Raw genomic sequence first — 21,978 nt, forward strand, 5'->3', positions numbered from 1 at the left:
TGCGGAGAGAGGCCAATCACCAAGGGATAGATGTCCTCATATGATGAAGTAATTCTTGCCAAAACACCTAAGGGCTTCGTGCCGCTTATTACCGCCATCCTCCCGTTCGGAAGGAGATTACCGATGCTTAAATCGAAAGTAGCCATACAGGTGGTCAGCTCCGGCATGCTTCCGGACGATACGCTTATGCTCGGCGATTATTACGTGAAAAAATGGAAAATTCCGCAGGGGCAGCCGATAACGCTCAAGTTCGGCGGGTTTCGCCAGCATGTCAAGGCGATATCGGCGGCCCGCTTTGACGGCCTTCGCGTCGGCCAAACGCTTGCCCGGAAAATGGGGCTGTCCGGCAACGCGACTTTGCGCATGCAGTATAAAGCCGATACGTCGACGCTTATGCTCGGCCCGCTGATCGGCGTGCTAGTCAGCCGCGACTATCCGCAGCAGTCCGAGAAGCCTTTCGGCTCGATCACGATGTTCTGCAAGGAGCTCGTGGACGCATGCAGGACGCATGGCGCATACGTTTATTTTTTTACGCCCAATATGATCGGTTCGAACGCAAACGCGGTTGAAGCATGGGTCTACGCGGACGGCTGGAAGCGCGCGACCGTCCCCGTTCCGGACGTCGTCAACAACCGGCTGACGTCGCGGAAGCTGGAGAATAAACCGAGCGTGCAGCAATTTCTGAAGGCCGTGAAAGCGGCAAACCGCACGAGCGTCTTCAACGAAAAATTTTTAGACAAAACCGAAGTGTTCGACGCCTTGAAGAACGACGAGTCGCTGATCCGCTATTTGCCCGAATCCCATCTGCTGCGCAATTACACCATGCTGAAATCGATGTGCTCGCGTTACAGCAGCGTCTTCCTGAAGCCGGTGCGGGGCAGCCTCGGCAAAGGCATTATCCGCATCTCGCGCTCGGAGGGCGGCGAAGGCTATCAAGCGATGTTCACGACGGCGGCAGGCGCCCAGAAGCAAAACTACGGAAGCCTGCTGAAGCTGTTCTCCGCGATCTCCTCGAAGATGAAATCGAGCCGCTACCAGGTGCAGCAGGGCTTGAACTTGATCGAAATCCAGAAACGTCCCGTCGACTTCCGGGCGCTCGTGCAAAAAAACGCTGCCGGCAAATGGACGATCACTTCCATCGTCGCCCGGACGGCCGGCAACCATCACTTCGTATCGAATCTGGCGAGGGGCGGCACGCTCAGCACCGTAACCGAGGCGGTCGTCAAATCGAATCTGTCCGCCGGCGTAAGCCGGACCGGCACGCCGGCCAGATTGCGAAGCGCCGCTCTTGCCATCGCCAAAGGAATCGAGCAGCATATTCCGGCGCATTTCGGCGAGCTTGGCATCGATCTGGCGCTTGACACAAGCGGCCGCATCTGGCTGCTTGAAGTCAATTCCAAACCGTCCAAAAACGACAACACGCCGCTGACGGACAATAAAATCCGGCCTTCGGTCAAACTTATGCTTCAATATTCCCGTTATTTATCCGGTTTTTGAAACGGAGGCTTCCGCCAATGACGCAAGCCGTATTCATCATCGGACTATTCGTGGCGTGCATCGACCGGACCGGCGGCATGCCGGGAGGAGACGCCGCCGTCCCGGAGCCTGCCTTCTATCGGGAGCTTAGCGAGACGGCGGCCCGGATGGGCATTGACCTATACGTATTTTCGCCGGAGCAATTCCGCGGCGGCGAACTGTTCGGCTACCGCTGGCGCCGTTCGCGATGGGTTCTCGACAAGGTGCCGTTCCCGGATATCGTATACGACCGCTGCTACTACACCAGCGCCGGGCAACGCAAAGCGTGCAAGCTGACCCTTGCGGCCATCCGCGCCCGAAAGCCGCACCGTCTGCTGAGCGGCGGCAATCTTCCTTCCAAATGGGAAGTGTATAAGCTGCTTGCCGCGGACGCGCCGGTCGCCGGACTTTTGCCCCCGACGGCAAAAGTCCGGTCGGCCGACCAGCTGCTTGCCGCGCTGGCGAAATACAGGGAAGGGCTTTTTCTCAAGCCGGCAGCGGGCATGCAAGGCAAAGGGACGCTGCTCGTGCGGCGCGACAAGGAATCGAACGGAATCGCCGTCGACGGGCGAACAAGAGCCAACAAGCCGTTTTCCTTGCTGTTCAACGGAGAAGCCGAGTGGAAGCAATGGATCTCGGCGTTTATCGGCGAGACGCCGTATATCGTGCAGCCTTATTTAAAGCTGGCGATGCCGGACGGCAGGTCGTTCGATATCCGCGTCCTTCTCCAGAAGGACGGCAGCGGACGGTTTGCGGTTACCGGCCAAGCGGCCAGAGTCGGCAAGGCGGGATCGATTACGTCCAATCTGCACGGCGGAGGCTCCGCAAGCGACGCGGCAAAGCTGCTGAACGAAGCGTTCGGCCGCAAGATAGGCGGCGAAATCTCCGCACAAATGAACGATATAAGCGAATATATTGCTCATAGGCTCGAGAACCGATACGGCCGGTTCGCCGAGCTTGGGTTCGATTACGGCATTGCGGACGGCGGCAAGCTCTGGCTTCTGGAGGTCAATTCCAAGCCGGGAAGATCGGCTTTCGGCCAGTTGAACGACGGCACTGCGGCGGCATTGTCCATTGAACGGCCCCTTCTTTATGCCCGATTGCTAAACAGCCGCCAGGCTCCTTCCTACATGTTGAGACGGTCCGCAAACGGCCGCCGGCTTTATTCCACGCCCTATATGTCCTTAAAAACAAGACGGCCCTCGGCTAGATAACGTTCAGGAGGTTCATCCATGAGTTTGACAACTTGCAACGTGCATTTCTCCCAGGCATCGGATAAAGTCATCTATTTGTCGCGTCCGCTGTTCAAAGAACTCAAGCTCTCCGGCAAAAAAAAGATTCAGCTGAAGCTGGGCAACGAAACGACGACGGCCGTTGTCCGGCCGGTTCAGCGGCAAGGAAACCATCTATACCTGTCCGCCGGCGTCCGCCAGACGATCAAAGTTCCGAAAACCGGCAGCGTCCACGTGCTCGGCAGCGGAGAGAACGAAGTTCAGCTCGGTCCGCTCGTCGGCATCCTGAGCGATTCGGTCTCCCATTCCAGCCTGCAGCCGTTCGGCTCGCGCTCCGCATTTATAAAAGAATTAATCCGTACCGGAAGCAGCAAAGCGTTCATCTTCGGCTTTACGCCCGACGACATCAACTGGCAGCAGGATACGGTCAACGGTTATTTTCTAACGCCGCAAGGCAATTGGTACCGGAAAACCGTTCCGCTGCCCGACGTCGTTTATAACCGTCTGCCAAGCCGCAAAGCCGAAACCTCCTCCGCCATCAGCTCGCTTAGAGAAAAATTCGTCAGGAAGAAGATCCCTTTCTTTAATTGGAGCTTCTTTAACAAAGCGGACGTTTACAAGCTGCTTGAAAACGACCCCGAAGCGCTCGCGCATTTGCCCGAGTCGGTTTCGGGACCTACGCCGGAGAAAATAAAGGCGCTACTCGAAAAGCATCATTTTATTTATTTCAAGCCGACGGCCGGAAGCTTAGGCATTGGCATTTACCGCCTGACCTATCATCCGAAGCGCGGTTATTTCGCGCGTTACCGCAAAGGCCCGCGCAATGTTCTGCTGCGTTTCGCCAATTTCCAAAGCTTAATCCGCATGCTGCAAAACCGGCACGGCAGCTCGTTCAGCCAATATGTGATTCAGCAAGGCATACGGCTGATCGAAATCGACAATTGCCCCATCGATTTCCGGTTCCATATGCATAAGAACGGCAAAAACGAATGGGTGCCGGTCGGAATCGGCGCCAAAAAAGCGGGACGCGGAAGCGTCACGACGCACGTGAAGAACGGAGGGTCGCTCCTTACGCCCGAGCATGCCTTGAACCGCACCTTCGGCTTAAGCGCCAAGGAGATTCTCGACAAAGCCAAGGACGTCGCGGTTAAAATGTCCGAGGCGATCGAACGCAATTACCCGCACCGGCTTGGCGAGCTCGGCCTCGATATCGGGATCGACAAGGACGGCGAAATATGGATGTTCGAGGCGAACGCCAAGCCGGGCCGATCTATATTCAAGCATCCTTCGCTAAAGGCGGAGGGTCGCGCATCGCTCTCCCACATTGTTGAGCACTGCTTTTATTTAAGCCGCTTTCAAGAGGGGGAATAGCCATGAACGACCATACGCTTCCCGGCGAAGACGAGCTTGCCGAATTGCATGGCGGCAAGCCCGTGTTCGCCATACTGACGATCGACGACGATATCCAGCTTTTTCGGGGGAACCGGGAAAACTTTGCCGACCTCGTCCGCACGGGCGAGCAGATGGGCTTTATCGTCTATGTGCTTACCGTCAAGCATTTGAATTTCAGGAAGCCGAGGCTGAAAGGCTACGTCTTCGATCAGGAGACCGAAACGTGGACGGCGCGGCTGCTCCCGTTTCCCCACATCATTTATAACCGGATCCCGCTTCGCGAGGATGAAACATTGCCTATCGTGAAGCAAAAAATTAAAGCCTGCATGAAACATCCGAATGTAATCTTGTTTAATCCGTCTTTCTTCAACAAGTGGGAGCTGTTCGAGTGGCTGCGCGCCTCCAAATCGACCAAAGGACACATTCCGTCCACGCGCAAGCTGATGTCGATCCAAGGCTTGAGCCGGATGCTCCGCAAGCATCCTTATTTATATTTGAAGCCCGAAAGCGGCAAAGCCGGCAAAGGGATTATGACCGTATCGGTACATGGGGAGAAGCAGCTTCCGTACCGGCTTAAAATTCAGGAAGACCGCAAAAGCTCGACCTATAACTGCGCGACGCTCGCTAGACTGTGGCACAAAATCGTGCTGGAAAGCGCGGGAGAAGCCTACATCGCCCAACAGGGCATCGACCTTGCCTCGTTTCAGAAGCGCCGCTTCGACCTGAGAGCGCTGGTGCAGAAAAATGACGAAGGCAGGTGGGATTTGACGGGAATAGGCGCGCGTCTCGCCGGTTCCTCCAGCATTACGACACATGTTCCGCGCGGCGGGACGATCGAAGACCCCGAAACGCTGCTTGTCAGTTCTTTTAACCAAGAATTAGGTCGTAAAATATTGATAAAGGCGAAGCAAACCGCTCTCATTATCGCCCGTCAGATCGAGCGAAGCTCCGGACAGACGCTCGGCGAAATGTCGATGGATCTCGGCGTCGACAACACCGGACATATATGGTTCTTCGAAGCGAACTCCAAGCCGATGAAATTCGACGAGCCCCATATCCGGCAAAAATCGCTCGAGCGCATTTTCCAGTACGGCGATTATTTGACCAAAAGAAATAAGAAAAAGGCAGGTGGCGCTTGATATGGAACTGCAGCTCGGACTGCTTGGCCCTGAACAATGGATTGCCGAACGTAAAAGACTGATCGGGTTTGCCATCCGTTTCGGAGAGAAGCGGTTGACGCTGAAGTCCATGCATGCGTTCCGGACGCTGCGGCCCGATCAATTGACCGCCGCAAGCACGGACAAAGGCGCAGCGGCCGTCGTTACGGCCACGCTGGGCGGCCGTCTTGCCGGCCTCGGCTTCGCCGGAGACGCCGGCGAAGAAGGCTGCTTCGTCGTCGTCCGTTCGGATATGCGGGATCGCGGCATCGGGAGCAAAATCGTGGAAGGATTGATGAGCCGTTTCGAGCATCTGACCTGTACCGTCGCTTGCGACAACGCCTCAAGCATGGCGTTATGCTTCAAGCTTGGCATGGTCGCCGTCGCCATGGTTACCGGCCCTACCGGCAAGCCTACGCTGCGATTCGAAAGGAGAGTCTCCCATGACACAGCCGGTACTCGGGATATTGACCTTATATCTCAATGATAACGGCGCACTCGAGGAGAAGGACATCTATGCCAAAATGACCGCCGCCGGACAGCAAATAGGGCTTGATCTATTTGTATTCACGCCCGACGACGTCGATTTCAAAAAAAATAAAATCAACGCTCTTTTTTATCACACGGATACCCATAAATGGACGAGGAAGTGGACGTCCTTTCCCCATATGATCTACGACCGGTGCCGCATCCAGAAGTCTCCCCGGTTCGAGAAGCTTCGGGAGTTCCGCAAAAAATACGGCCAGCTCACTTTCCTGAACCGTCCGCTTCGCAACAAGTGGACCGTTCACAAAACTTTGCAGCAGGATGAAAGATTCAAAAGCTATTTGCCGGCCGCCAAGCTTGCCGAATCGGCGCAAGACGTCGCGGAGATGCTGCAGAAATATCCGCTGCTGTACGTCAAGCCGATTAACGGCACCGGCGGACGGGGCATTCTGCGAATCGAACGCAAAAAAGGCGGCAGGCTGCTGCTGCAAGGCCGCGACCAGGCCAGGCGGATTATAACGCCGGCTTATATAACGCATTCCGAGCTGGCAAGCTTCCTGCGCAACTGGAACATCGGCAATGTGAAGCATATCGTCCAGCAAGGTCTGCAGCTTAAGCTGCCGAACGGCAGAGTGCACGACTACCGGATGCTCGTTCAGAAAGACCGCACCGGCAAGTGGCAGGTAACGGGCTGCGCAGGCCGGATGGGACCCGCCCGAAGCGTCACCTCCAATCTTCATGGAGGAGGCCATGCGATCGGCATGACCGAGCTGCTGAACATGTGGGTCGGCGAAGATAAAGCCGACGCCGTCAAAGCCGATGCCGAATCGTTTGGCGTTGCCGTGGCGCAATATTTGGAGAAAAGCTTCGGCCGTTTATGCGAGCTTGCGCTTGATCTCGCCATTGACCGCAAGGGGCGGGTATGGCTGCTGGAAGTGAATCCGAAGCCGGCACGGGAAGTGTTCAGGCAAGCGGGGGAAATGGATACTTACCGCAACTCGATCCTGAGGCCGCTCGAATATGCGTTATGGGTGAACGAGCAGAAGAAAATCCGTAAAGCGGCCGGCAAAACGGCGGCTGCGTCGGCCTCCTTCTCCAAAGCGGCCCCGAACCTCGAAATCGGCTGACGAGGCGTGACCGAACTGGGCGGGGTCCGGGGAATACCTTAGAAGACACAAATGGCAATGCAAGATTAACCTTGCATCGCCATTTCTTATTTGCAGCATTTTTGGATTAGACCATCACTAACCGGTTCCCGCTTCGATGCCGCTTCCGCAAATTACTTCGCCGCTTCGAGCAGCGGGAGCAGCTCTTTAAGCGAGCGGACACGCACGTCCGCGCCTTGCAGCTCGGCGTCGCTGCCGTAATCGGCATAGGCGCAGCCGATGACCGCCAGGCCGTTTTTCTTCCCGGCTTCCACGTCGGACGAGCGGTCTCCGACCATCCAAGCGTCCCGTATGCCGTGGTCGCTGAGCAGCTTTGCTACCAGGTCAACCTTGCTTGCCGTACCGAATTCGCCGGCGCTGTACAGGCCGTCGAACAGAGGCGCAATCCCTTTGTAGCCGGCGACATCCTTAACGTACCGCTCAAGTCCGTTGCTGGCAACGAACAGCTTGACCCCCCGCGCTTTCAGCTCCTGCAGAGTCTCCGCAGTCCCCGGGTACAACCGCCCTTCCCCTGCGGCGAGCCCCTCAATCTCATATTGAAGCAGCAGTTCGTTCGCCCGTTCTCTCGTTTCCTCCGGGGCGTCCGGCATTACTTTCAGCCAGATGTCTTCAAGCAGCATGCCGAGACAGGCGAGCAAATGCTCCACCGGCGGCGTCTCCTTCTCGTACAGCCCTTCCGCCCGCAGCGTATCGAAGATGCGGACATGCACGCCGCGAAGCAGCGTATCCGTCTCGAACAGCGTGCCGTCCATGTCGAACAATATCGCTTCCGGTTTTTTCAAAGCGGGAAATATCGTATTCTCCACTCTCGTCCCTCCTCTGTCGTCTGCCTTAATCATAATGCATCGAACCGAGCCGGGCAATCTCCCCGCGATGCCGAAAGCGTAGCGGCTGCCGTTACACTTCAATAATAATCGGCAATATCATCGGCCTTCTTTTCGTCTTATGGAACAGAAACTTGCCGACGGCTTCCTTGACGCTGCTTTTTAACAGAGACCATGTCCAGTCGTTGGCCGTTTCGCGCAGCTCCTCGATCGTCGCTTCGACCAAACGGCTTACGTCGCCAAGCAGCTCCTCCGACTCCTTGACGAATACGAACCCTCTCGTAATGACGTCCGGAGCGAATAACAACGCGTTATCCTGACTGCTTAACGTAATGACGGATATTAGTATGCCGTCCTCGGACAGATGCTTCCGGTCTCTGAGCACGACGTTGCCGACATCCCCGATGCCGGAGCCGTCCACCAGCGTATGGCCGGAAGGAACCTTGCCGGCGAGATACGCATGCTTGCGGTTTACTTCGAGAACGTCGCCGTTCCTCATAATAAAGATCCGCTCCGGATCGACCCCGACCGATTCCGCGAGCTGGCGGTGACGGTGCAGCATCCGGTATTCCCCGTGGATCGGCACAAAATATTTGGGCTTCATCAGCGTCAGCATCAGCTTAAGCTCCTCCTGGCTCCCGTGGCCGGATACGTGCATCCCGCTGTTAATGACGTTGGCGCCCAATAAATACAGATGATCCAAAATGGCGGCGACGTTTTTTTCGTTTCCGGGAATGGGCGAGGAAGCGAAAATAACGGTATCCCCGGGTTCGATCGCCATCAGGGGATGCGTGGAGCTGGCAAGTCTGGACAAGGCGGCCATCGGTTCCCCTTGGCTTCCGGTGCACATGACGGCTACGCGCTCCCTGGGCAACTCCGCCGCTTCTCTCGCGTCGATCAGCATGCCTTCGGGCATCTGAATATAACCGAGCTCGGAAGCGACTTTGACGACATTCACCATGCTTCGGCCCAATAACGCGATATAGCGGCCCGTATTGCACGCAGCGTCGATGATTTGCTGAAGACGGTTGACGTTCGAGGCAAACGTCGAGATGAACACTCTGTTGCTCGCTCTCTGAAAGCATTCTTCGATAGACTCCCCAACCAGCTTCTCCGACGCCGTAAACCCTTCCCGCTCCGCATTCGTGCTTTCCGACAGCAATACCGTCACCCCTTTTTCGCCGACGCGCGCCATCGCGTGCAGGTCCGGGTACTGCTGGTTGGCCGGCGAGAAATCGAACTTGAAGTCGCCGGTATGCACGACGGTCCCGTCCGGCGTGTCGATCACGACGCCGACGCAGTCGGGAATGCTGTGATACGTCCGGAAAAACGACAGCTTCAAGCTGCCCAGCTCCAGATGGGAATCGGGATGGATTTCGCATAGAACGACCGTATCCTTCAGCTTGTGCTCCTTCAGCTTAATGTTGATTAAGCCAAGCGTCAGCCGGGTAGCGAATACGGGGACGTTGATTTGTTTCAGTATGTAGGGGATGGCGCCGATGTGGTCCTCGTGGCCGTGCGTAATGACCATCCCGCGGATCCGGTCTTTGTTTTCCAGCAAATACGTAATATCGGGAATGATCAGATCGATGCCCAGCAGGTTTTCGTCGGGAAATTTCGAGCCGCAGTCGATGACAACGATGTCATCCCCGTACTGCACCACATACATGTTTTTGCCGATTTCGAACACGCCGCCAAGCGCAAAGATAGACAACTTCTTTTCATTCGTCATTGGGATATTCGTCCCTCCAAAGAAAGGATTCGGGCTATCAGCGATGCGATAAACGTTTATCGAATCCTTCGAGGATGGGCGACCGCCATCCAGCGTAAGGCCGATTGCAATTGATGGATAGACCAGATTTATTATGAGCAAATGCAATCCGCTGTATTCGCTTCGCGCGCATCCGTGACGAGCGGCGGTTACAGCCGCTTTAAACTTTCTGCGCCGCCCATGTGACGACGTCTCCCCTTAAGCGTACAGGCTTGCCTTCTCTCGCGATTTCGGTTTCGTAAGGCTTCACCGTATGCTTGATCACGCGCCAGCCGTCGTACTTCGAGTAAAGCAGGCCGTTCAACGTTTCGGTATCCATTAACAGCTCAAACATCGGTTCCAGCCGTTCGCCGGTTGCGGGCTCGGTTTCGCTAATATTGGAGCTAATAATCAAACAATGAATGCCTTGTTCCCTCGTACCCTCGATCATGTCCGTCAATACGCGGTCGAAGGTCGCCGCTGAGTCCAAATGCTCCAGCGCCGAAACGGAATAAATGTAATCGTATTGCCCGGGCTCGATCGGAAAAGCGCCGATGTCCGCAATATGCGTCTCCAGCATAGTCGAGACGCCGTACTGACGGCTGTAACCGGAAAGGTGCCGAATGGCCGATTCAAGCAAATCGACGCAGACGATTTTGCCGCCGGAGCCAAGCAGTTTAAGCGCCAGCGGAATGCTGTTCCGGCCGACTCCGCAGCCGAGATCCAACAACCGCATATCGTTCCGGGGTACCGTCTGATCGAACAACTCCATAACGGTTTTGACCGGCTTGTGAAGCCAAGATCCTTCCTGAAATAAAACCTCGTTCTCGTAGCAATCGTCATGATACCGTCTTTCAGCTTCTCTAATTCTGGCGATTCGGTCTATTAACATAACGCGCCTCCCACATGCTGGCAATCCTGCAGCTGCTATTATGATTCATAGCTATCATACCGCTCAAAAAGCCGAAAGGGAAAGCTTAAAAAGCTTTCCCTGCGTAATGATGGCCTATTGCAGCTTAAGCCTGCATCGGCTTACTAACCTTTAGGCTTGGCGATCAATGCGGCCAGGAACGAAAAGATGATCGCCGAGGATATGCCGGCGCTGGTCACCTTGAATATCCCCATAATAATGCCGATCAGTCCGCTGCTCTTCAGCTCCGTAAGCGCTCCGTGCACAAGCGCGTTGCCGAAGCTTGTAATCGGAACGGAGGCGCCCGCACCGGCAAACCGGATGAGCGGATCGTACAAGCCGACGCCGTCGCCGATCGCTCCCAACACGACAAGCAGCGTCATCGTATGGGCAGGCGTCAGCTTGAACACGTCAAAGCAGATTTGCCCGAATAAGCAGATCGCTCCCCCGACAAGAAAAGCCCACAAATAGATCATTCTGAATCTCCTCCGTTCTCGATCGATACGGCATGGGCGATGCACGGAATGCTTTCGCCTTGCTGATAGGACAGCGGGGATAACAACGCGCCGGTCGCCACGACGAGAATCCGGTTCAGCTCCTTGCTGCGCAACTTCTTCATCAGATGTCCGTACGTCACGACCGCCGAGCACGCGCAGCCGCTCGCGCCCGCCTGTACCTCCTGCTTCTCGTAATCATAAATCATCATGCCGCAGTCTTTGTACGTCGTCTGCTCCATCGGAATTCTATGCTTATGAAGCAGGTCTTTGGCGATTTCGTAACCGATCTTGGACAGATCGCCCGTAACAATCAAGTCGTAATGTCCAGGTTCGATGCGAAGATCGCGGAAATGCGCCTGTATCGTATCGACAGCCGCAGGCGCCATTGCGGCCCCCATGTTAAACGGATCGGTAATGCCCATGTCGACGACCCGTCCGATCGTCGCCGAAGTAATGAACGGCCCTTTCCCGTGCTGGGCCACGAGCGCCGCCCCCGCTCCCGTAACCGTAAATTGGGCGGTGGGAGGCTTCTGGGAGCCGTATTCGGTCGGATACCGGAATTGCTTTTCGACGCTCGCGTTATGGCTGCAGGCGCTGGCGACGGCATATTTGGCCGAACGCGAGTTGACGAAATTGGCCGCGATCGCCAAGCTTTCCATCGACGTGGAGCAGGCGCCGAACACGCCGATATAAGGAATGGACAACGTCCTCGCGGCAAAGCTGGTGCTAATAATCTGGTTCATCAGATCGCCGCCGACAAAAAAGTTGATCTCTTCTTTGGTCAGCCCGCCTTTATCGATGGCCAGCTTGGCCGCTTCCTCCAGAAGCGTACGTTCCGACTTCTCCCAGCTGTCCTGTCCGAGCCGGATGTCGCCATGTATCACATCGAAGTCGTTCGCTAACGGGCCTTGTCCTTCAAACGGTCCGACGACGGAGGCTTCCGCCACGATCGCCGGCTTATTTTCGAATATCCAGCTTTGATGCCCTTTTAACATTGCCCGGAGCTCCTTCCTTAGTAAGCGGGATTAAACAGCCAGTGCAGCAAGCCGACGACAAAAGCGGCCACCGTGCCGAACACGATAACCGGTCCGGAAAGCTCGAACATCTTGCCGCCCACCCCAAGCACAAGCCCTTCGCAGCGATGCTCGATGGCCGACGAAGCCATCGTATTGGCAAAGCCCGTTACCGGCACCGCCGTTCCCGCTCCGGCCCACTGGGCGATTTTATCGTATACGCCCAAGCTGGTCAGAATGACGGAGATGAGAATAAGGGTAGCGACCGTCGGGTTGCTTGCCTTCTCTTTCTCGAATCCGAACCAATGGATGTACATATCGGTAAAAGCCTGGCCGATAATGCATATGACGCCGCCGACCAGGAAAGCGCGAATGCAATTGACGAACACCGGTCTTGACGGCTCATGCCTTTTGGCCAATTTCTGATACTGCTGCTGAACAGGCGTTTGTTTTTTCTTTTTGCTGTTCGACATTCGTCTTATCTCCTTTCTACGTATGCAGGAGCGGTTTCACGTCCGCCAATATCCGCTGCATTTGGTGCGAGCAGCGCTCGTACATTTCCTTCGCTTTCTCGTCCTGCACCGATAAAGCGAACATTTCGAGATCGGCCTCGCATTTTTTTAACGTTGCATATAAAGAAGCTTTCGCTTGCGGCTCCGGCGCTTTAATCTGGTCGTCGAACAAATCGATCGTCAATTGTCCGTAAGAGTCGACTTGTCCGAGAAAAACGTTTTCGACGGCCGCGCCGATCTTCTCCAGCTCGGTGTGAAGCCAAGCGCGGTTTTTGCCGATCGTGGCGAGCGGCTCGTCCATAATTTCCCCGTCCATAATAACGGCCTGCGGCTCGTATTCCGGTCCTACCTTTACACCTAAATGCTTGGGTGTCAGCGGCTGATTCTCCCGCGTCAGAAGAACGTTAATATCTCCGCTTGGTTCCATGATCGCGAATTCGACGTCGGCCGCCCGGAACACGTTTTTCCTTCGCAGCTCTTCCATCAGCTCGTCTAACGTAAGCCGCTCTTTCGCCAGGTTATCCTCGAGAATTTTGCCGCCTTTAATGAGAATCGTCCCTTTGCCGTCGATAAAATCTCTCGCTTTCTTGCTCTTTAATTGGAGAAACTCGATGCCGAGCGACACCACAATCCAGACGGCAAGCGACACGAGTCCAAGATACCAGCTGCTCTCCAGATCCAGCGGAATATATGCGGCGAGGCTGCCGATCGTAATCCCGGTTATGTATTCGAACAGCGAAAGCTGGGAAACTTGCCGTTTGCCGAGCAGCTTCGTCAACAGAAATAATATGACGACGGCTACCAACGTTCTCCATGCTACCTCTAACCAATCCGGCACAACTAATAAACCCCCTTAAGTCGCGATTATTCACTCACGGAATTATTTGTAGCGAAGGAATATTTTATACCCGTCGACGGAGGAATGCCCTTTGGCGGATAACCATAATATGGAGAGCTTTCGCCCGGTATACAACGGAAAAAGAGGAGGTACATTATTTGAGGCTTCAACTTGAGGCATCTTTGAAGGGGGGTGAAAACCGTGACAGTCTCTTCCGACGTAAAAACATGCGTAGCTTCTTTGAAAAGCGCGCAAGCAAGCCTAGAGCAATTTGCCTTGTCGACCAACAATCAGCAAGCCAAGACGCTGTTTACTAACGCAGCTCAACAAACGCAGCAAGTCATCCAGCAAGTGGAAGGCCGCGTTCAACAATTGGAAAACGAAGAACCACAATATAAAGGATTCTAACCCTTACATGAAACCAAAGGATTTGTAGGGACGATGCCATTCTTGGGCACGTCGATAAGCAGCCTGTACGCGAAGCGGCGTACAGGCTGTTTGGATTGGCCGGATGTCGGTTGGAGAACCCAGGCGGACCTATGGTATTCTATGAATAGAGGCTCACGCGGCGAATCATGACACTTTATGACCATAAAGGAGATGATAGACCATGGGACTTCTTCATCATGACGTAACGCTGCTTAATTTCGATCATCAGTATGCCCGGCAGCACCGGCTATCCGACAGAGCCGACGAATGGATCGACCTTTCGAATATCCCTTCCACCAATTTGTTCTGCACGCATGAAGCCTTGGCTGAAATACGCCGAAGATTGGCCGCGCGCAGCTCTAGCGGCATTACCTACATCGGCAGCGGTAACTACCACTACGTTACATATGCCCTTCTCAGCGAAATCCATCATCCGTTCAGCCTAGTGTTGTTCGATAATCATACCGACGCCAAGCGGTCGGAGCAATTGCCGGGCCTCCTAACCTGCGGCTCTTGGGTAGCCGAAGCGATCGCCCGCCTTCCCCAATTGCAGCAAGTCGTATGGGTCGGAGTTCATGCGGACGCCTTGCCCCGTTATTCCGGCATCGGGTCCAAGCTCATCTTTTTGCCTGATTTACGACACGCCGGACAATTATTGTCCTCGCTTACCGCAGACGACATATACGTCAGCATTGACAAGGACGTGCTGGACGAAGCGGATGCCGTGACCAATTGGGATCAAGGCACGATGCGTTTGAGGCAGCTCATTATGGCGCTGCACGAGCTTGTCGTCAACAAAAACATAATCGGCATGGACGTGTGCGGAGAGCTCCGGGTTCCCCCGGCCGATGCATGGAAATATGCCGAACAGATCCGCTTGAATGAAATAGCGAACCTCGCGATTTTGGACGTCGTCAGTTAATTAGCTTTATCCCTCGCCTTCAACTAGCGGAACTGTCATTTCCAACATGATTTAATTGGAGAGGGGCTGTCTCCAAAAGTCAAAGTCAATGACTGATCGGACGCCCCTCTTTCATTTTTTAAATAAATAGATTAATGCCGGATTGATCCGCCTTACCGAGATAGTAGCCGACGCCGCCGATTTTTACTCCCTCGATAAGTTCTTCTTTCGTAATACCCATCACATCCATAGACATTTGGCACGCTACGATCTCGACGCCTTGTCGGATCGCCGTCTCGATTAATTCCTCCAGAGACGAAATGTTTTTGCCTTTCATAACGCCCCGAATCATCTTCGTTCCAAGGCCCATCATGTTCATCTTAGAAAGCGGCAGTTTTTGGCTGCCGCGAGGCATCATCGCCCCGAACATTCGGCCGATCAAGCTTTTGGGTACCGGCACCTTCTCCGGTTTGCGAATCACGTTCAATCCCCAGAAGGTGAAGAACATGGTCACTTTCTTTCCGCTTGCTGCCGCTCCGTTGGCAATAATGAAGGAAGCGATTGCCTTGTCGAGGTCGCCGCTGAACACAATCATGGAACTGCCCTCTGAACGCGCTGCTGCCGGTTTCGAGGCCGAATTCACATTTGCGTTTGAGGTTCCTTTTCTGACATAAGCCTCAATCATACCGCTTTGCGTCTTCCCTACTTTGATCATTTCATGATCGGACATTCGTGCCCATGCCTGGATATCTTCATAAAAGCCGGGATCGGAAGCTGTTACACGTAACACCTGGCCATTTTCCAGTTGATCGATCTTCTGTTTGACCTCAATGAGCGGACCGGGACAGGATAACCCGCAAGCATCCAATTCGATATCCGCATGAACTCCCTGCTCCTCTTGCTCAAGCGCCGCCGCTATTAGTTGACTGCCGTTGGCGGTCGGTGAAGCCTGCGGCACTTTATTGCCGGACGGCGTGTAGGCGAACATGGTGTACGTCTTGTAACCGCCGGTCAAATTCCGCACTTTAAAACCCTTCTGCTTTAGGATTCGGGATGCGGTGTAGCCTCTTAAACCGACTTGGCAATATACCCAAATCTCTTTATCGGGATCCAATTCGCTCAAGCGGCGACGGAGCTCATCGACAGGTATTAGGATGGAGCCGGGGATGTGACCATTCTGGTGCTCGATCTCCGAACGAACGTCCACTAGCGTTATTTTTTCAGGGTCAAGGGATTTCAGATCCTCGGGCACAAAGACTTGCGTCCGGCCGGCAAGAATATTTTCTGCCGTATAACCCGCCATATTAACCGGATCTTTGGCGGAGGAGTACGGCGGCGCATAAGAAAGTTCAAGCTCGGTCAGGTCGTACACCGTACCCTTGAAGCGAATAACGGCAGCGATATCGTCAATGCGCTTGTCCACTCCGTCAGCTCCCACAGCTTGAGCGCCCAGTACGGTGCCTGCGTCATCAAACAGTAACTTGATGGTTAAGGGAGTCGCCCCCGGATAATAAGAAGCATGAGAGCTTGGATGCACGTAAGTAACATGATATGGGATCCCTAGATGCTGCAGGGTCTTCTCGTTATTGCCAGTGACCGCTCCCGTCTGTCCAAAAACTTTAATAATCGCTGTTCCTTGCGCACCTCTATAAGCCGTTCCCAAGCCGCAAACATTATCCGCTGCGATCCGCCCTTGTTTGTTGGCTGGACCGGCCAAAGGTATGGCCGTCTTGTTCCCATTCACAAAATCGACGACTTCGACCGCATCACCGACGGCGTATACGCCTTCCAGATTGGTCTCCAGCTTTTCATTCACGATGATGTGGCCTTTCGGAGTAAGCTCCAGTCCGCTGTCTCTGAGAAAGGCGGTATCGGGCGCAACGCCAATCGCCAAAATGACCATATCGCCGATTAACGATGTTCCGCTCGAGAGCTCAACCTGTATTTGTTCACCTATTTCCTTAAAAGATTGCGCGCTGTCGGAGAAAAGAAGCTTCACGCCGTGCTGTTCTAATTCTTTGGCAAGAACATGGGACATCTCCCTATCGAATGACGCCAATATGTGCGGTCCGGATTGAACCAAGGTGACATCAAGTCCGATTTGTTTAAGATTTTCGGCCATCTCTACCCCGATGAACCCGCCGCCGATGACAATCGCCGACTTCGTATTCGATTCGGCAACTCTTTGTTTAATGCGATCGGTATCAGCCACATTGCGTAAGGTGAATACTCGGGAACTGTCGATACCAGGCAACTCAGGCCGAATAGGCTTCGCACCCGGCGACAGAATCAGGTAATCGTAACTTTCTTCGTATACACCGCGTTCTCTGCTGCTTACGCGCACTGTTTTGGAGCCAGGGTTAATGCTTGTTACTTCGCTCTCTGTTCGAATATCGAGATTAAATCGCAAACGCATCGCTTCCGGCGTCTGAACGAGCAACCTCGACCGGTCTTGGATAGAATCTCCGATATAATAAGGCAATCCGCAATTGGCAAAAGAGATGTGTTCATCTCGCTCGAACATGACAATGTGCGCATCTTCATCCAAACGGCGCAGCCGGGCGGCGGCTGAAGCGCCGCCGGCGACACCGCCGACGATTAACACTTTCTTGCTCATGATGCATCCTCCCCAAAGAAAACTTTGATGATTTGTTTCACTCTGTCGTCAGCAATCGTGTAGTTGACTTCGAGTCCGTTACGTTCCGTCGTGACAATGCCGAAGCTGCGAAGCTTTTGCAAATGCTGGGATACGGTAGATTGCGGAAGATCCAGGCATTCCTGCATATACCCAACGTTGCAATGACCTTTTTGGAGAAGTCCCTTTACAATGCACAAACGGACCGGGTGGGCCAGAGCCTTCAAAATATCCGCGGCCTCGTTGAATTGCTTAAAATTGTTATCCATCTGGATCGTCACCTCGAATTAAAATTAATATATCGTAATATTACGATATATTGATTTAGAAAGCAAGTTATGCGATGGGGGGCAGTGTTGCTCCAACGCACCTAATAAATGAGATTTAGTAAGGAACAAGTGAAGGCGTTCGTGAAGGAGAACAGGATGAATTGCTTCTTCGTTTGTGAGTGTAGAAGTAAACATGGAGACATCACATCCACTTAAAAGAATAGTAATTAAGAGTAGGTTAATTAGCATTCTCAAGATTACCACACCTCCTGTTCTCTATAGCCATCATGCTTCAGGATCATGATTTAAACCATAGTTATGGGATAATTCATGTTGTAAAGCGTGTGCCTTAGAAGCATCAGATTGATCTAAAACAGTACTATAAGCTGCATATGTGTGTCACCTGCCTATACGCAAATGCCCGCTTCCGCATATGCTGGTCTGAACAACGTTTATAAGGGAGGATGACCATTTGGATCCGCGACTGGCGCAATTGCTTCAGCAAACAAGTCTTTATGGAACGTTGGCTAAATTTTACGAGCATATCGACCCTGAAAAGCATATTTACTTCTACCGGAAACACCTTATGTATGAGATGCAGCTGGTGAAGCTGTATTGGTCCTTGCACAACACGATGGAATAAGCCGCAACGTCAGAAGTACCCTTGCCAGAAACGCTTGGGGAAACAATCGCTTACAAATTTGTTTACAATAAAATGCCCTTCGGGTCTATTTACGACCCAAAGGGCATTTTATCCTCCAACAACAATTTACGTTCAACCATCTAAGAAAAGTTTTATTGGCTATTTTATCATTATTATTTTCCGCCCAAACAACAATATCCTTGATACACCTTTCGTCTTCTTTCAAAAACCGAAACACATATAAATAGGGACAATCTTTTTCCCGTGCGGCTTTATTCCAATAACGGACCTGAAATATCCCGTCATCATGATTATCCTAATTTCCTTTGATTGCTTAAAAAAGTGCCTGGTTAGTTATTCACTTCTTGTTCTCAACTTTCCGGACGATCGAGTCGTCCTGCTCCAAGAAAGGCCACGCCGGATATTCGATCGGCAGGCGGCTGACTTCATCTAATCGGGCCAATTCGTCCTGATCCAAAACGATCCCGCTTGCCGCCAAATTATCGGCCAACTGCTCCGGACGCTTGGCTCCGACAATCACGCTGGTGACGGCCGGCTGATTGAGCACCCAAGCGAGAGCGATGCGAGCCACCGTCGTTTCGCGCTTCTCCGCAATTTCGCGCAGCACATCCAGGATGCCGAAAGCCTTTTCCTTGTCGACGGGAGGGAACGACATCTTGGCATGGCGGTCTTCGGAGCCGTTATGGTGATCTCGGGTATATTTGCCCGATAGAAATCCCCCGGCGAGAGGGCTCCATACGATCAGGCCCATGTTCTGATCCTGCAGGACAGGTATGATTTCCCTTTCGATTTCGCGGGCGGCCAGCGAATAATAGGACTGGCTGCTTTTAAAAGCGTGAAGCCCGTAGAGCCGGGACAAGCCGCGTGTTTTCATTATACTCCAGCCGGTCATGTTCGAGCTGCCGATGTAGCGTACTTTGCCGCTGCGGACAAGATCGTCAAGCGCCCGAAGCGTCTCTTCCCAATCCGTCAGCTGATCCGGATTATGGATTTGATACAGATCGATATAATCCGTGCCGAGACGCTTAAGGCTTTCTTCCACTTGTTGGATGATATGGAGCCGGGACAAGCCGAGTTCGTTCGGGCCGGGTCCCATACGGCCCCTTACTTTGGTTGCGATGATGGCCTGATGTCTTTTGCCTTTAAGGGTTTTCCCCAGAATTTCTTCCGACCTGCCGTCGGCGTAAACATTAGCGGTATCGAAAAAATTCACTCCCGCATCCATCGCTTGATCGACCAGAATGCCCGCTTCTTTTTCATCCAACGATCCGAAGAGTCCCCACTTGTCACCTCCGCCGAACGTCATCGTTCCAAGACCGATTTCCGATACCAACACGCCCGTATTACCCAGCAAATTATACTTCATTCCCTTTCAATCCTCCCGAAATTGGTTTACATTAATGGTGACGGAAGCAAATTGAAAAAGACGCAATAACTTTGAAATTTTTTTTAGATGAGGTGTAGGTTGAATGACCTTGGATGAACTGTGGGACCAATACCACGATCACGTCAGAAATTTCGTTCGGGAGCAAACCCGTTTTCATCCCGATGCCGAGGATATTGTTCAGAATGTGTTTATAAAAGCTCACCGGCACATCGACGATGTGCGGGATACCGGAAAAATTCGAGCCTGGCTGTTTCAAATTGCCCGTAACGGCATTGTCGATCACTTTCGGAAAGCGAAGCTCACCGAGGAACTGCAAGACCAGCTCCCTGCAGAAGATTCGTATGAAGAACCGGATCTCGCTCAGGAAGCCGTAATCGGGCTAAAGAATGTGCTCCGGCGATTGCCGGACAAATACAGAGAAGCTCTTGAGCTGTCCGAATTAAAGGGGATGTCCCAAAAGGAATTGAGCGAGCATCTGGGCATTTCTTATTCCGGCGCAAAATCCAGAGTGCAGCGAGGCCGAGAGTTGCTTAAAGAAATGATGACCAGCTGCTGCACCATTGAATCGGATCTGTACGGCAATATTATGGACTATCGCGTTGTGCTGGACGAACCGCGCCTTAACGGGAAATCCGGACGAAGAAATGAAGGGCGAAATAGTTAAGAGCGAGGGAATGCTCCGTACCATCTCGTTCAACCATGACCTCCCCCGTCTTTTGACAACATTACCAAATGAGCTTATATGAAAAACGGGCTGCCGATGGTCGGCAGCCCGTTTTGTTTATTTAGCTATCGTTCTCCGCTTCCCCGGGAGACGTCCGAATGTTCTGCATGGGTTGGGGTAGACTACGGGAGGAGGTGAGAACATACAAATGAGAAAATTATTGGTCCTGCTCTTGCTGATTCCTTTGTTATTCGGATTGTCGGCAACGGACATATACGGCGAACCGTATGCAAATAAAGGCCAAGAGGAACAACAAGACACGATAAAGCCCTACAAACGCGGAGCGATTCGTTCGCCAAGACGAAGCTATAATCCCGGAATTACGCCTGCGACTCCGGCGAGACGGGATAATACGGTTCGAAATCCGGCGCCGCCAAGAGCTACTCCCACGCCGCGAACCGGATTCGGCGGTTTTTTGGGCGGCATGTTCGGAGGATTGGCGCTTGGGACGATTTTAGGATCGCTGTTCAACCCGTTCGCCGGTTTTTCGCTTGGTTTTCCTTTGCTTTCTTTACTCAGCCTCGCTTTATGGATCATTGTTATTTTTGCCGTCGTTCGGTTGTTCCGCAAGCGGAAAAATTATTAATCGGGGAGCGCCGAAGGCTGCGAAGCCGATGGACTCCCGGGCTTGAATAGGCGGGGTCGATTCAGGCGGCAGGCAAGATCCGGACCTATTAGCGGTAGCCGGAAGCATTCGCCGGTTTACCGGCATCCTGCACTTCCACGAGGTATCGCCAGCAGTCCGGCTGCGAGCCGTCCAAATCGCAAAAACCGTACACTTGTGCGAGCCCGCCGCTTGAAACAGAATGGCCGTTCCATCGAGCAACCTCCGGATCTCCCGCCAAAGCGGCAACGGCACGTCCTACAAAACGCGGCGTTTCGGATATGATGAAATGAGGCTCCTTCACCGTGGCGTCGCGCCAGTTTTCTTCCGTTACGCCAAAGTGATCGAGCATAATCTCAGAACGCATCCAACCCGGAGTGACGGCTACGGCGGTGCAGCTATAAGGTAAAAGCTCATGGGCTAAAGACTTTGCCATACGAACGACGGACATCTTGGCCAGATCGTAGAACATCGATAAACGATAGTTCGTACTGTTGTATTCCGCCGTTCCGTCCGTGATCTCAACAACCAGTCCGTTCTTGCTGCGGGTTAACAGCGGCAGCGCAAAATGGCTTGTAATGAGATGCGTGTCAACCGCAAGCCGGAGCATGCGCAGCCCCCTTTCAAGGGAGTGCTCCCACATGGGGACATTCCACTGTGCCAAATGTTCGGCCCCCCACACATCATTGACCAGAATATCCAGTCTCCCCTGTTCCTTCTCGATCCGAGCAATAAGAGCCTGAACCTGCTCAGGGTCCAGATGATCCACTTGAACCGCTATCCCTCGACCGCCCTCATGATAGACAAGTTCAGCGGTTTCTTCAATCGTTTCAGGACGATTGTACTCGGAGCGCTGCGTTCGGGTCGTGCGTCCGGTCACATAAACGGTCGCCCCTGCCGCTCCCAATTCGACAGCTATGCCTCTGCCGGCACCCCTTGTTGCACCCGCCACCAAAGCCACTTTTCCATGTAGAGGTTTCATGACTTCCACACCTTTCGTCTCGTTTCGTTTATTCAAATCCATAATACGCCCCTAAAGAAGTCAACCAGTGTCATATTAGCGAAGTTAGTTT

At 53.3% G+C, this 21,978-nt stretch carries 22 protein-coding genes; 11 read left to right on the forward strand and 11 right to left on the reverse strand.

Annotated elements, in window-relative coordinates; translation table 11 throughout:
* Positions 1–123: 123 nt before the first annotated feature.
* The 6 genes from ACFSW5_RS01445 to ACFSW5_RS01470 are packed head-to-tail and all read left to right on the forward strand — an operon-like array spanning position 124 to position 6,909.
* Positions 124–1,497: a YheC/YheD family endospore coat-associated protein gene (locus ACFSW5_RS01445; RefSeq protein ID WP_379268936.1), complete on the forward strand. Its 1,374-nt coding sequence runs from the start codon at positions 124–126 to the stop codon at positions 1,495–1,497.
* Positions 1,498–1,514: 17 nt separating this feature from the next.
* The gene (locus ACFSW5_RS01450) at positions 1,515–2,729 is read left to right on the forward strand and encodes a YheC/YheD family endospore coat-associated protein (protein WP_379268938.1); all 1,215 of its coding nucleotides are present in this window, start codon (positions 1,515–1,517) and stop codon (positions 2,727–2,729) included.
* Positions 2,730–2,747: 18 nt separating this feature from the next.
* Complete coding sequence (locus tag ACFSW5_RS01455) at positions 2,748–4,118, forward strand: YheC/YheD family endospore coat-associated protein (protein WP_379268940.1); 1,371 nt, start codon at positions 2,748–2,750, stop codon at positions 4,116–4,118.
* A 2-nt stretch (positions 4,119–4,120) separates the two neighbouring features.
* Positions 4,121–5,278: a YheC/YheD family endospore coat-associated protein gene (locus ACFSW5_RS01460; RefSeq protein ID WP_379268942.1), complete on the forward strand. Its 1,158-nt coding sequence runs from the start codon at positions 4,121–4,123 to the stop codon at positions 5,276–5,278.
* Between the two features lies 1 nt (position 5,279).
* Complete coding sequence (locus ACFSW5_RS01465) at positions 5,280–5,783, forward strand: GNAT family N-acetyltransferase (RefSeq protein WP_379268944.1); 504 nt, start codon at positions 5,280–5,282, stop codon at positions 5,781–5,783.
* Positions 5,740–6,909 (forward strand): YheC/YheD family endospore coat-associated protein, encoded by a 1,170-nt coding sequence (locus ACFSW5_RS01470; protein ID WP_379268946.1) that lies wholly within the window; start codon positions 5,740–5,742, stop codon positions 6,907–6,909. Before ACFSW5_RS01465 ends, ACFSW5_RS01470 begins: the two co-directional genes overlap by 44 nt.
* Positions 6,910–7,061: 152 nt before the next feature.
* Here ACFSW5_RS01470 and ACFSW5_RS01475 read toward each other — a convergent pair whose 3' ends face one another.
* The 7 genes from ACFSW5_RS01475 to ACFSW5_RS01505 all read right to left on the reverse strand — a co-directional run bounded on the left by ACFSW5_RS01475 (position 7,062) and on the right by ACFSW5_RS01505 (position 13,292).
* Positions 7,062–7,754 carry an HAD family hydrolase gene (locus tag ACFSW5_RS01475; RefSeq protein ID WP_379268949.1) on the reverse strand — a complete coding sequence of 231 codons (693 nt, stop codon included), beginning with the start codon at positions 7,752–7,754 and terminating at the stop codon, positions 7,062–7,064.
* Positions 7,755–7,845: 91 nt separating this feature from the next.
* Positions 7,846–9,504, reverse strand: coding sequence for a ribonuclease J (locus tag ACFSW5_RS01480; RefSeq protein WP_379268952.1), 1,659 nt, complete (start codon positions 9,502–9,504; stop codon positions 7,846–7,848).
* Positions 9,505–9,703: 199 nt separating this feature from the next.
* Positions 9,704–10,414 (reverse strand): class I SAM-dependent methyltransferase, encoded by a 711-nt coding sequence (locus ACFSW5_RS01485; protein WP_379268955.1) that lies wholly within the window; start codon positions 10,412–10,414, stop codon positions 9,704–9,706.
* 143 nt (positions 10,415–10,557) lie between these two features.
* Positions 10,558–10,908: a stage V sporulation protein AE gene (gene spoVAE, locus ACFSW5_RS01490; RefSeq protein ID WP_379268957.1), complete on the reverse strand. Its 351-nt coding sequence runs from the start codon at positions 10,906–10,908 to the stop codon at positions 10,558–10,560.
* Positions 10,905–11,924 (reverse strand): stage V sporulation protein AD, encoded by a 1,020-nt coding sequence (gene spoVAD / locus ACFSW5_RS01495; protein ID WP_379268959.1) that lies wholly within the window; start codon positions 11,922–11,924, stop codon positions 10,905–10,907. The genes spoVAE and spoVAD overlap by 4 nt, the downstream gene beginning before the upstream one ends.
* A 17-nt stretch (positions 11,925–11,941) precedes the next feature.
* Complete coding sequence (spoVAC, locus tag ACFSW5_RS01500; RefSeq protein WP_379268962.1) at positions 11,942–12,415, reverse strand: stage V sporulation protein AC; 474 nt, start codon at positions 12,413–12,415, stop codon at positions 11,942–11,944.
* A gap of 16 nt (positions 12,416–12,431) precedes the next feature.
* A complete protein-coding gene (locus ACFSW5_RS01505; RefSeq protein ID WP_379268964.1) occupies positions 12,432–13,292 on the reverse strand; it encodes a DUF421 domain-containing protein in 861 nt (286 codons plus the stop codon).
* Between the two features lie 201 nt (positions 13,293–13,493).
* Between ACFSW5_RS01505 and ACFSW5_RS01510 the strand changes: the two genes are divergently transcribed.
* Together ACFSW5_RS01510 and ACFSW5_RS01515 are read left to right on the forward strand one after the other, a co-directional pair.
* Positions 13,494–13,700, forward strand: a complete 207-nt coding sequence (locus ACFSW5_RS01510; RefSeq protein ID WP_379268966.1) for a DUF1657 domain-containing protein — start codon at positions 13,494–13,496, stop codon at positions 13,698–13,700.
* A 202-nt stretch (positions 13,701–13,902) separates the two neighbouring features.
* Complete coding sequence (locus tag ACFSW5_RS01515) at positions 13,903–14,643, forward strand: arginase family protein (protein ID WP_379268969.1); 741 nt, start codon at positions 13,903–13,905, stop codon at positions 14,641–14,643.
* Positions 14,644–14,761: 118 nt separating this feature from the next.
* On the opposite strand, the gene ACFSW5_RS01520 is transcribed toward ACFSW5_RS01515, so the two are convergent.
* Together ACFSW5_RS01520 and ACFSW5_RS01525 are read right to left on the reverse strand one after the other, a co-directional pair.
* Positions 14,762–17,239 carry a DsrE/DsrF/DrsH-like family protein gene (locus tag ACFSW5_RS01520; RefSeq protein WP_379268972.1) on the reverse strand — a complete coding sequence of 826 codons (2,478 nt, stop codon included), beginning with the start codon at positions 17,237–17,239 and terminating at the stop codon, positions 14,762–14,764.
* Complete coding sequence (locus ACFSW5_RS01525; protein ID WP_379268974.1) at positions 17,236–17,526, reverse strand: ArsR/SmtB family transcription factor; 291 nt, start codon at positions 17,524–17,526, stop codon at positions 17,236–17,238. The genes ACFSW5_RS01520 and ACFSW5_RS01525 overlap by 4 nt, the downstream gene beginning before the upstream one ends.
* Positions 17,527–17,998: 472 nt before the next feature.
* Between ACFSW5_RS01525 and ACFSW5_RS01530 the strand changes: the two genes are divergently transcribed.
* A complete protein-coding gene (locus ACFSW5_RS01530; protein WP_379268976.1) occupies positions 17,999–18,169 on the forward strand; it encodes a hypothetical protein in 171 nt (56 codons plus the stop codon).
* 358 nt (positions 18,170–18,527) lie between these two features.
* On the opposite strand, the gene ACFSW5_RS01535 is transcribed toward ACFSW5_RS01530, so the two are convergent.
* Positions 18,528–19,556: an aldo/keto reductase gene (locus ACFSW5_RS01535; protein WP_379268978.1), complete on the reverse strand. Its 1,029-nt coding sequence runs from the start codon at positions 19,554–19,556 to the stop codon at positions 18,528–18,530.
* 103 nt (positions 19,557–19,659) lie between these two features.
* On the opposite strand from ACFSW5_RS01535, the gene sigZ reads away from it, so the two are divergent.
* Both sigZ and ACFSW5_RS01545 read left to right on the forward strand, forming a co-directional pair.
* Positions 19,660–20,241 carry an RNA polymerase sigma factor SigZ gene (gene sigZ / locus ACFSW5_RS01540; protein ID WP_379268980.1) on the forward strand — a complete coding sequence of 194 codons (582 nt, stop codon included), beginning with the start codon at positions 19,660–19,662 and terminating at the stop codon, positions 20,239–20,241.
* A 208-nt stretch (positions 20,242–20,449) separates the two neighbouring features.
* Complete coding sequence (locus tag ACFSW5_RS01545) at positions 20,450–20,887, forward strand: hypothetical protein (RefSeq protein ID WP_379268982.1); 438 nt, start codon at positions 20,450–20,452, stop codon at positions 20,885–20,887.
* Positions 20,888–20,975: 88 nt separating this feature from the next.
* Here ACFSW5_RS01545 and ACFSW5_RS01550 read toward each other — a convergent pair whose 3' ends face one another.
* The gene (locus ACFSW5_RS01550; protein ID WP_379269801.1) at positions 20,976–21,887 is read right to left on the reverse strand and encodes an SDR family oxidoreductase; all 912 of its coding nucleotides are present in this window, start codon (positions 21,885–21,887) and stop codon (positions 20,976–20,978) included.
* Positions 21,888–21,978: the final 91 nt, after the last annotated feature.

The sequence above is a fragment of the Paenibacillus thailandensis genome, assembly GCF_042685365.1.
Classification (GTDB): domain Bacteria; phylum Bacillota; class Bacilli; order Paenibacillales; family Paenibacillaceae; genus Paenibacillus_AP; species Paenibacillus_AP thailandensis.

Excerpts from the sequence above, each read along its gene's own strand:
- ACFSW5_RS01480 (WP_379268952.1), bottom strand. The coding sequence starts at position 9,504 with ATGACGAATGAAAAGAAGTTGTCTATCTTTGCGCTTGGCGGCGTGTTC.
- ACFSW5_RS01550 (WP_379269801.1), bottom strand. The coding sequence starts at position 21,887 with ATGAAACCTCTACATGGAAAAGTGGCTTTGGTGGCGGGTGCAACAAGG.
- ACFSW5_RS01485 (WP_379268955.1), bottom strand. The coding sequence starts at position 10,414 with ATGTTAATAGACCGAATCGCCAGAATTAGAGAAGCTGAAAGACGGTAT.
- ACFSW5_RS01455 (WP_379268940.1), top strand. The coding sequence starts at position 2,748 with ATGAGTTTGACAACTTGCAACGTGCATTTCTCCCAGGCATCGGATAAA.
- sigZ (WP_379268980.1), top strand. The coding sequence starts at position 19,660 with ATGACCTTGGATGAACTGTGGGACCAATACCACGATCACGTCAGAAAT.
- ACFSW5_RS01535 (WP_379268978.1), bottom strand. The coding sequence starts at position 19,556 with ATGAAGTATAATTTGCTGGGTAATACGGGCGTGTTGGTATCGGAAATC.
- ACFSW5_RS01515 (WP_379268969.1), top strand. The coding sequence starts at position 13,903 with ATGGGACTTCTTCATCATGACGTAACGCTGCTTAATTTCGATCATCAG.
- spoVAD (WP_379268959.1), bottom strand. The coding sequence starts at position 11,924 with ATGTTAAAAGGGCATCAAAGCTGGATATTCGAAAATAAGCCGGCGATC.
- spoVAE (WP_379268957.1), bottom strand. The coding sequence starts at position 10,908 with ATGATCTATTTGTGGGCTTTTCTTGTCGGGGGAGCGATCTGCTTATTC.
- ACFSW5_RS01450 (WP_379268938.1), top strand. The coding sequence starts at position 1,515 with ATGACGCAAGCCGTATTCATCATCGGACTATTCGTGGCGTGCATCGAC.
- ACFSW5_RS01460 (WP_379268942.1), top strand. The coding sequence starts at position 4,121 with ATGAACGACCATACGCTTCCCGGCGAAGACGAGCTTGCCGAATTGCAT.
- ACFSW5_RS01545 (WP_379268982.1), top strand. The coding sequence starts at position 20,450 with ATGAGAAAATTATTGGTCCTGCTCTTGCTGATTCCTTTGTTATTCGGA.
- ACFSW5_RS01445 (WP_379268936.1), top strand. The coding sequence starts at position 124 with ATGCTTAAATCGAAAGTAGCCATACAGGTGGTCAGCTCCGGCATGCTT.
- spoVAC (WP_379268962.1), bottom strand. The coding sequence starts at position 12,415 with ATGTCGAACAGCAAAAAGAAAAAACAAACGCCTGTTCAGCAGCAGTAT.
- ACFSW5_RS01520 (WP_379268972.1), bottom strand. The coding sequence starts at position 17,239 with ATGAGCAAGAAAGTGTTAATCGTCGGCGGTGTCGCCGGCGGCGCTTCA.
- ACFSW5_RS01470 (WP_379268946.1), top strand. The coding sequence starts at position 5,740 with ATGACACAGCCGGTACTCGGGATATTGACCTTATATCTCAATGATAAC.
- ACFSW5_RS01465 (WP_379268944.1), top strand. The coding sequence starts at position 5,280 with ATGGAACTGCAGCTCGGACTGCTTGGCCCTGAACAATGGATTGCCGAA.
- ACFSW5_RS01525 (WP_379268974.1), bottom strand. The coding sequence starts at position 17,526 with ATGGATAACAATTTTAAGCAATTCAACGAGGCCGCGGATATTTTGAAG.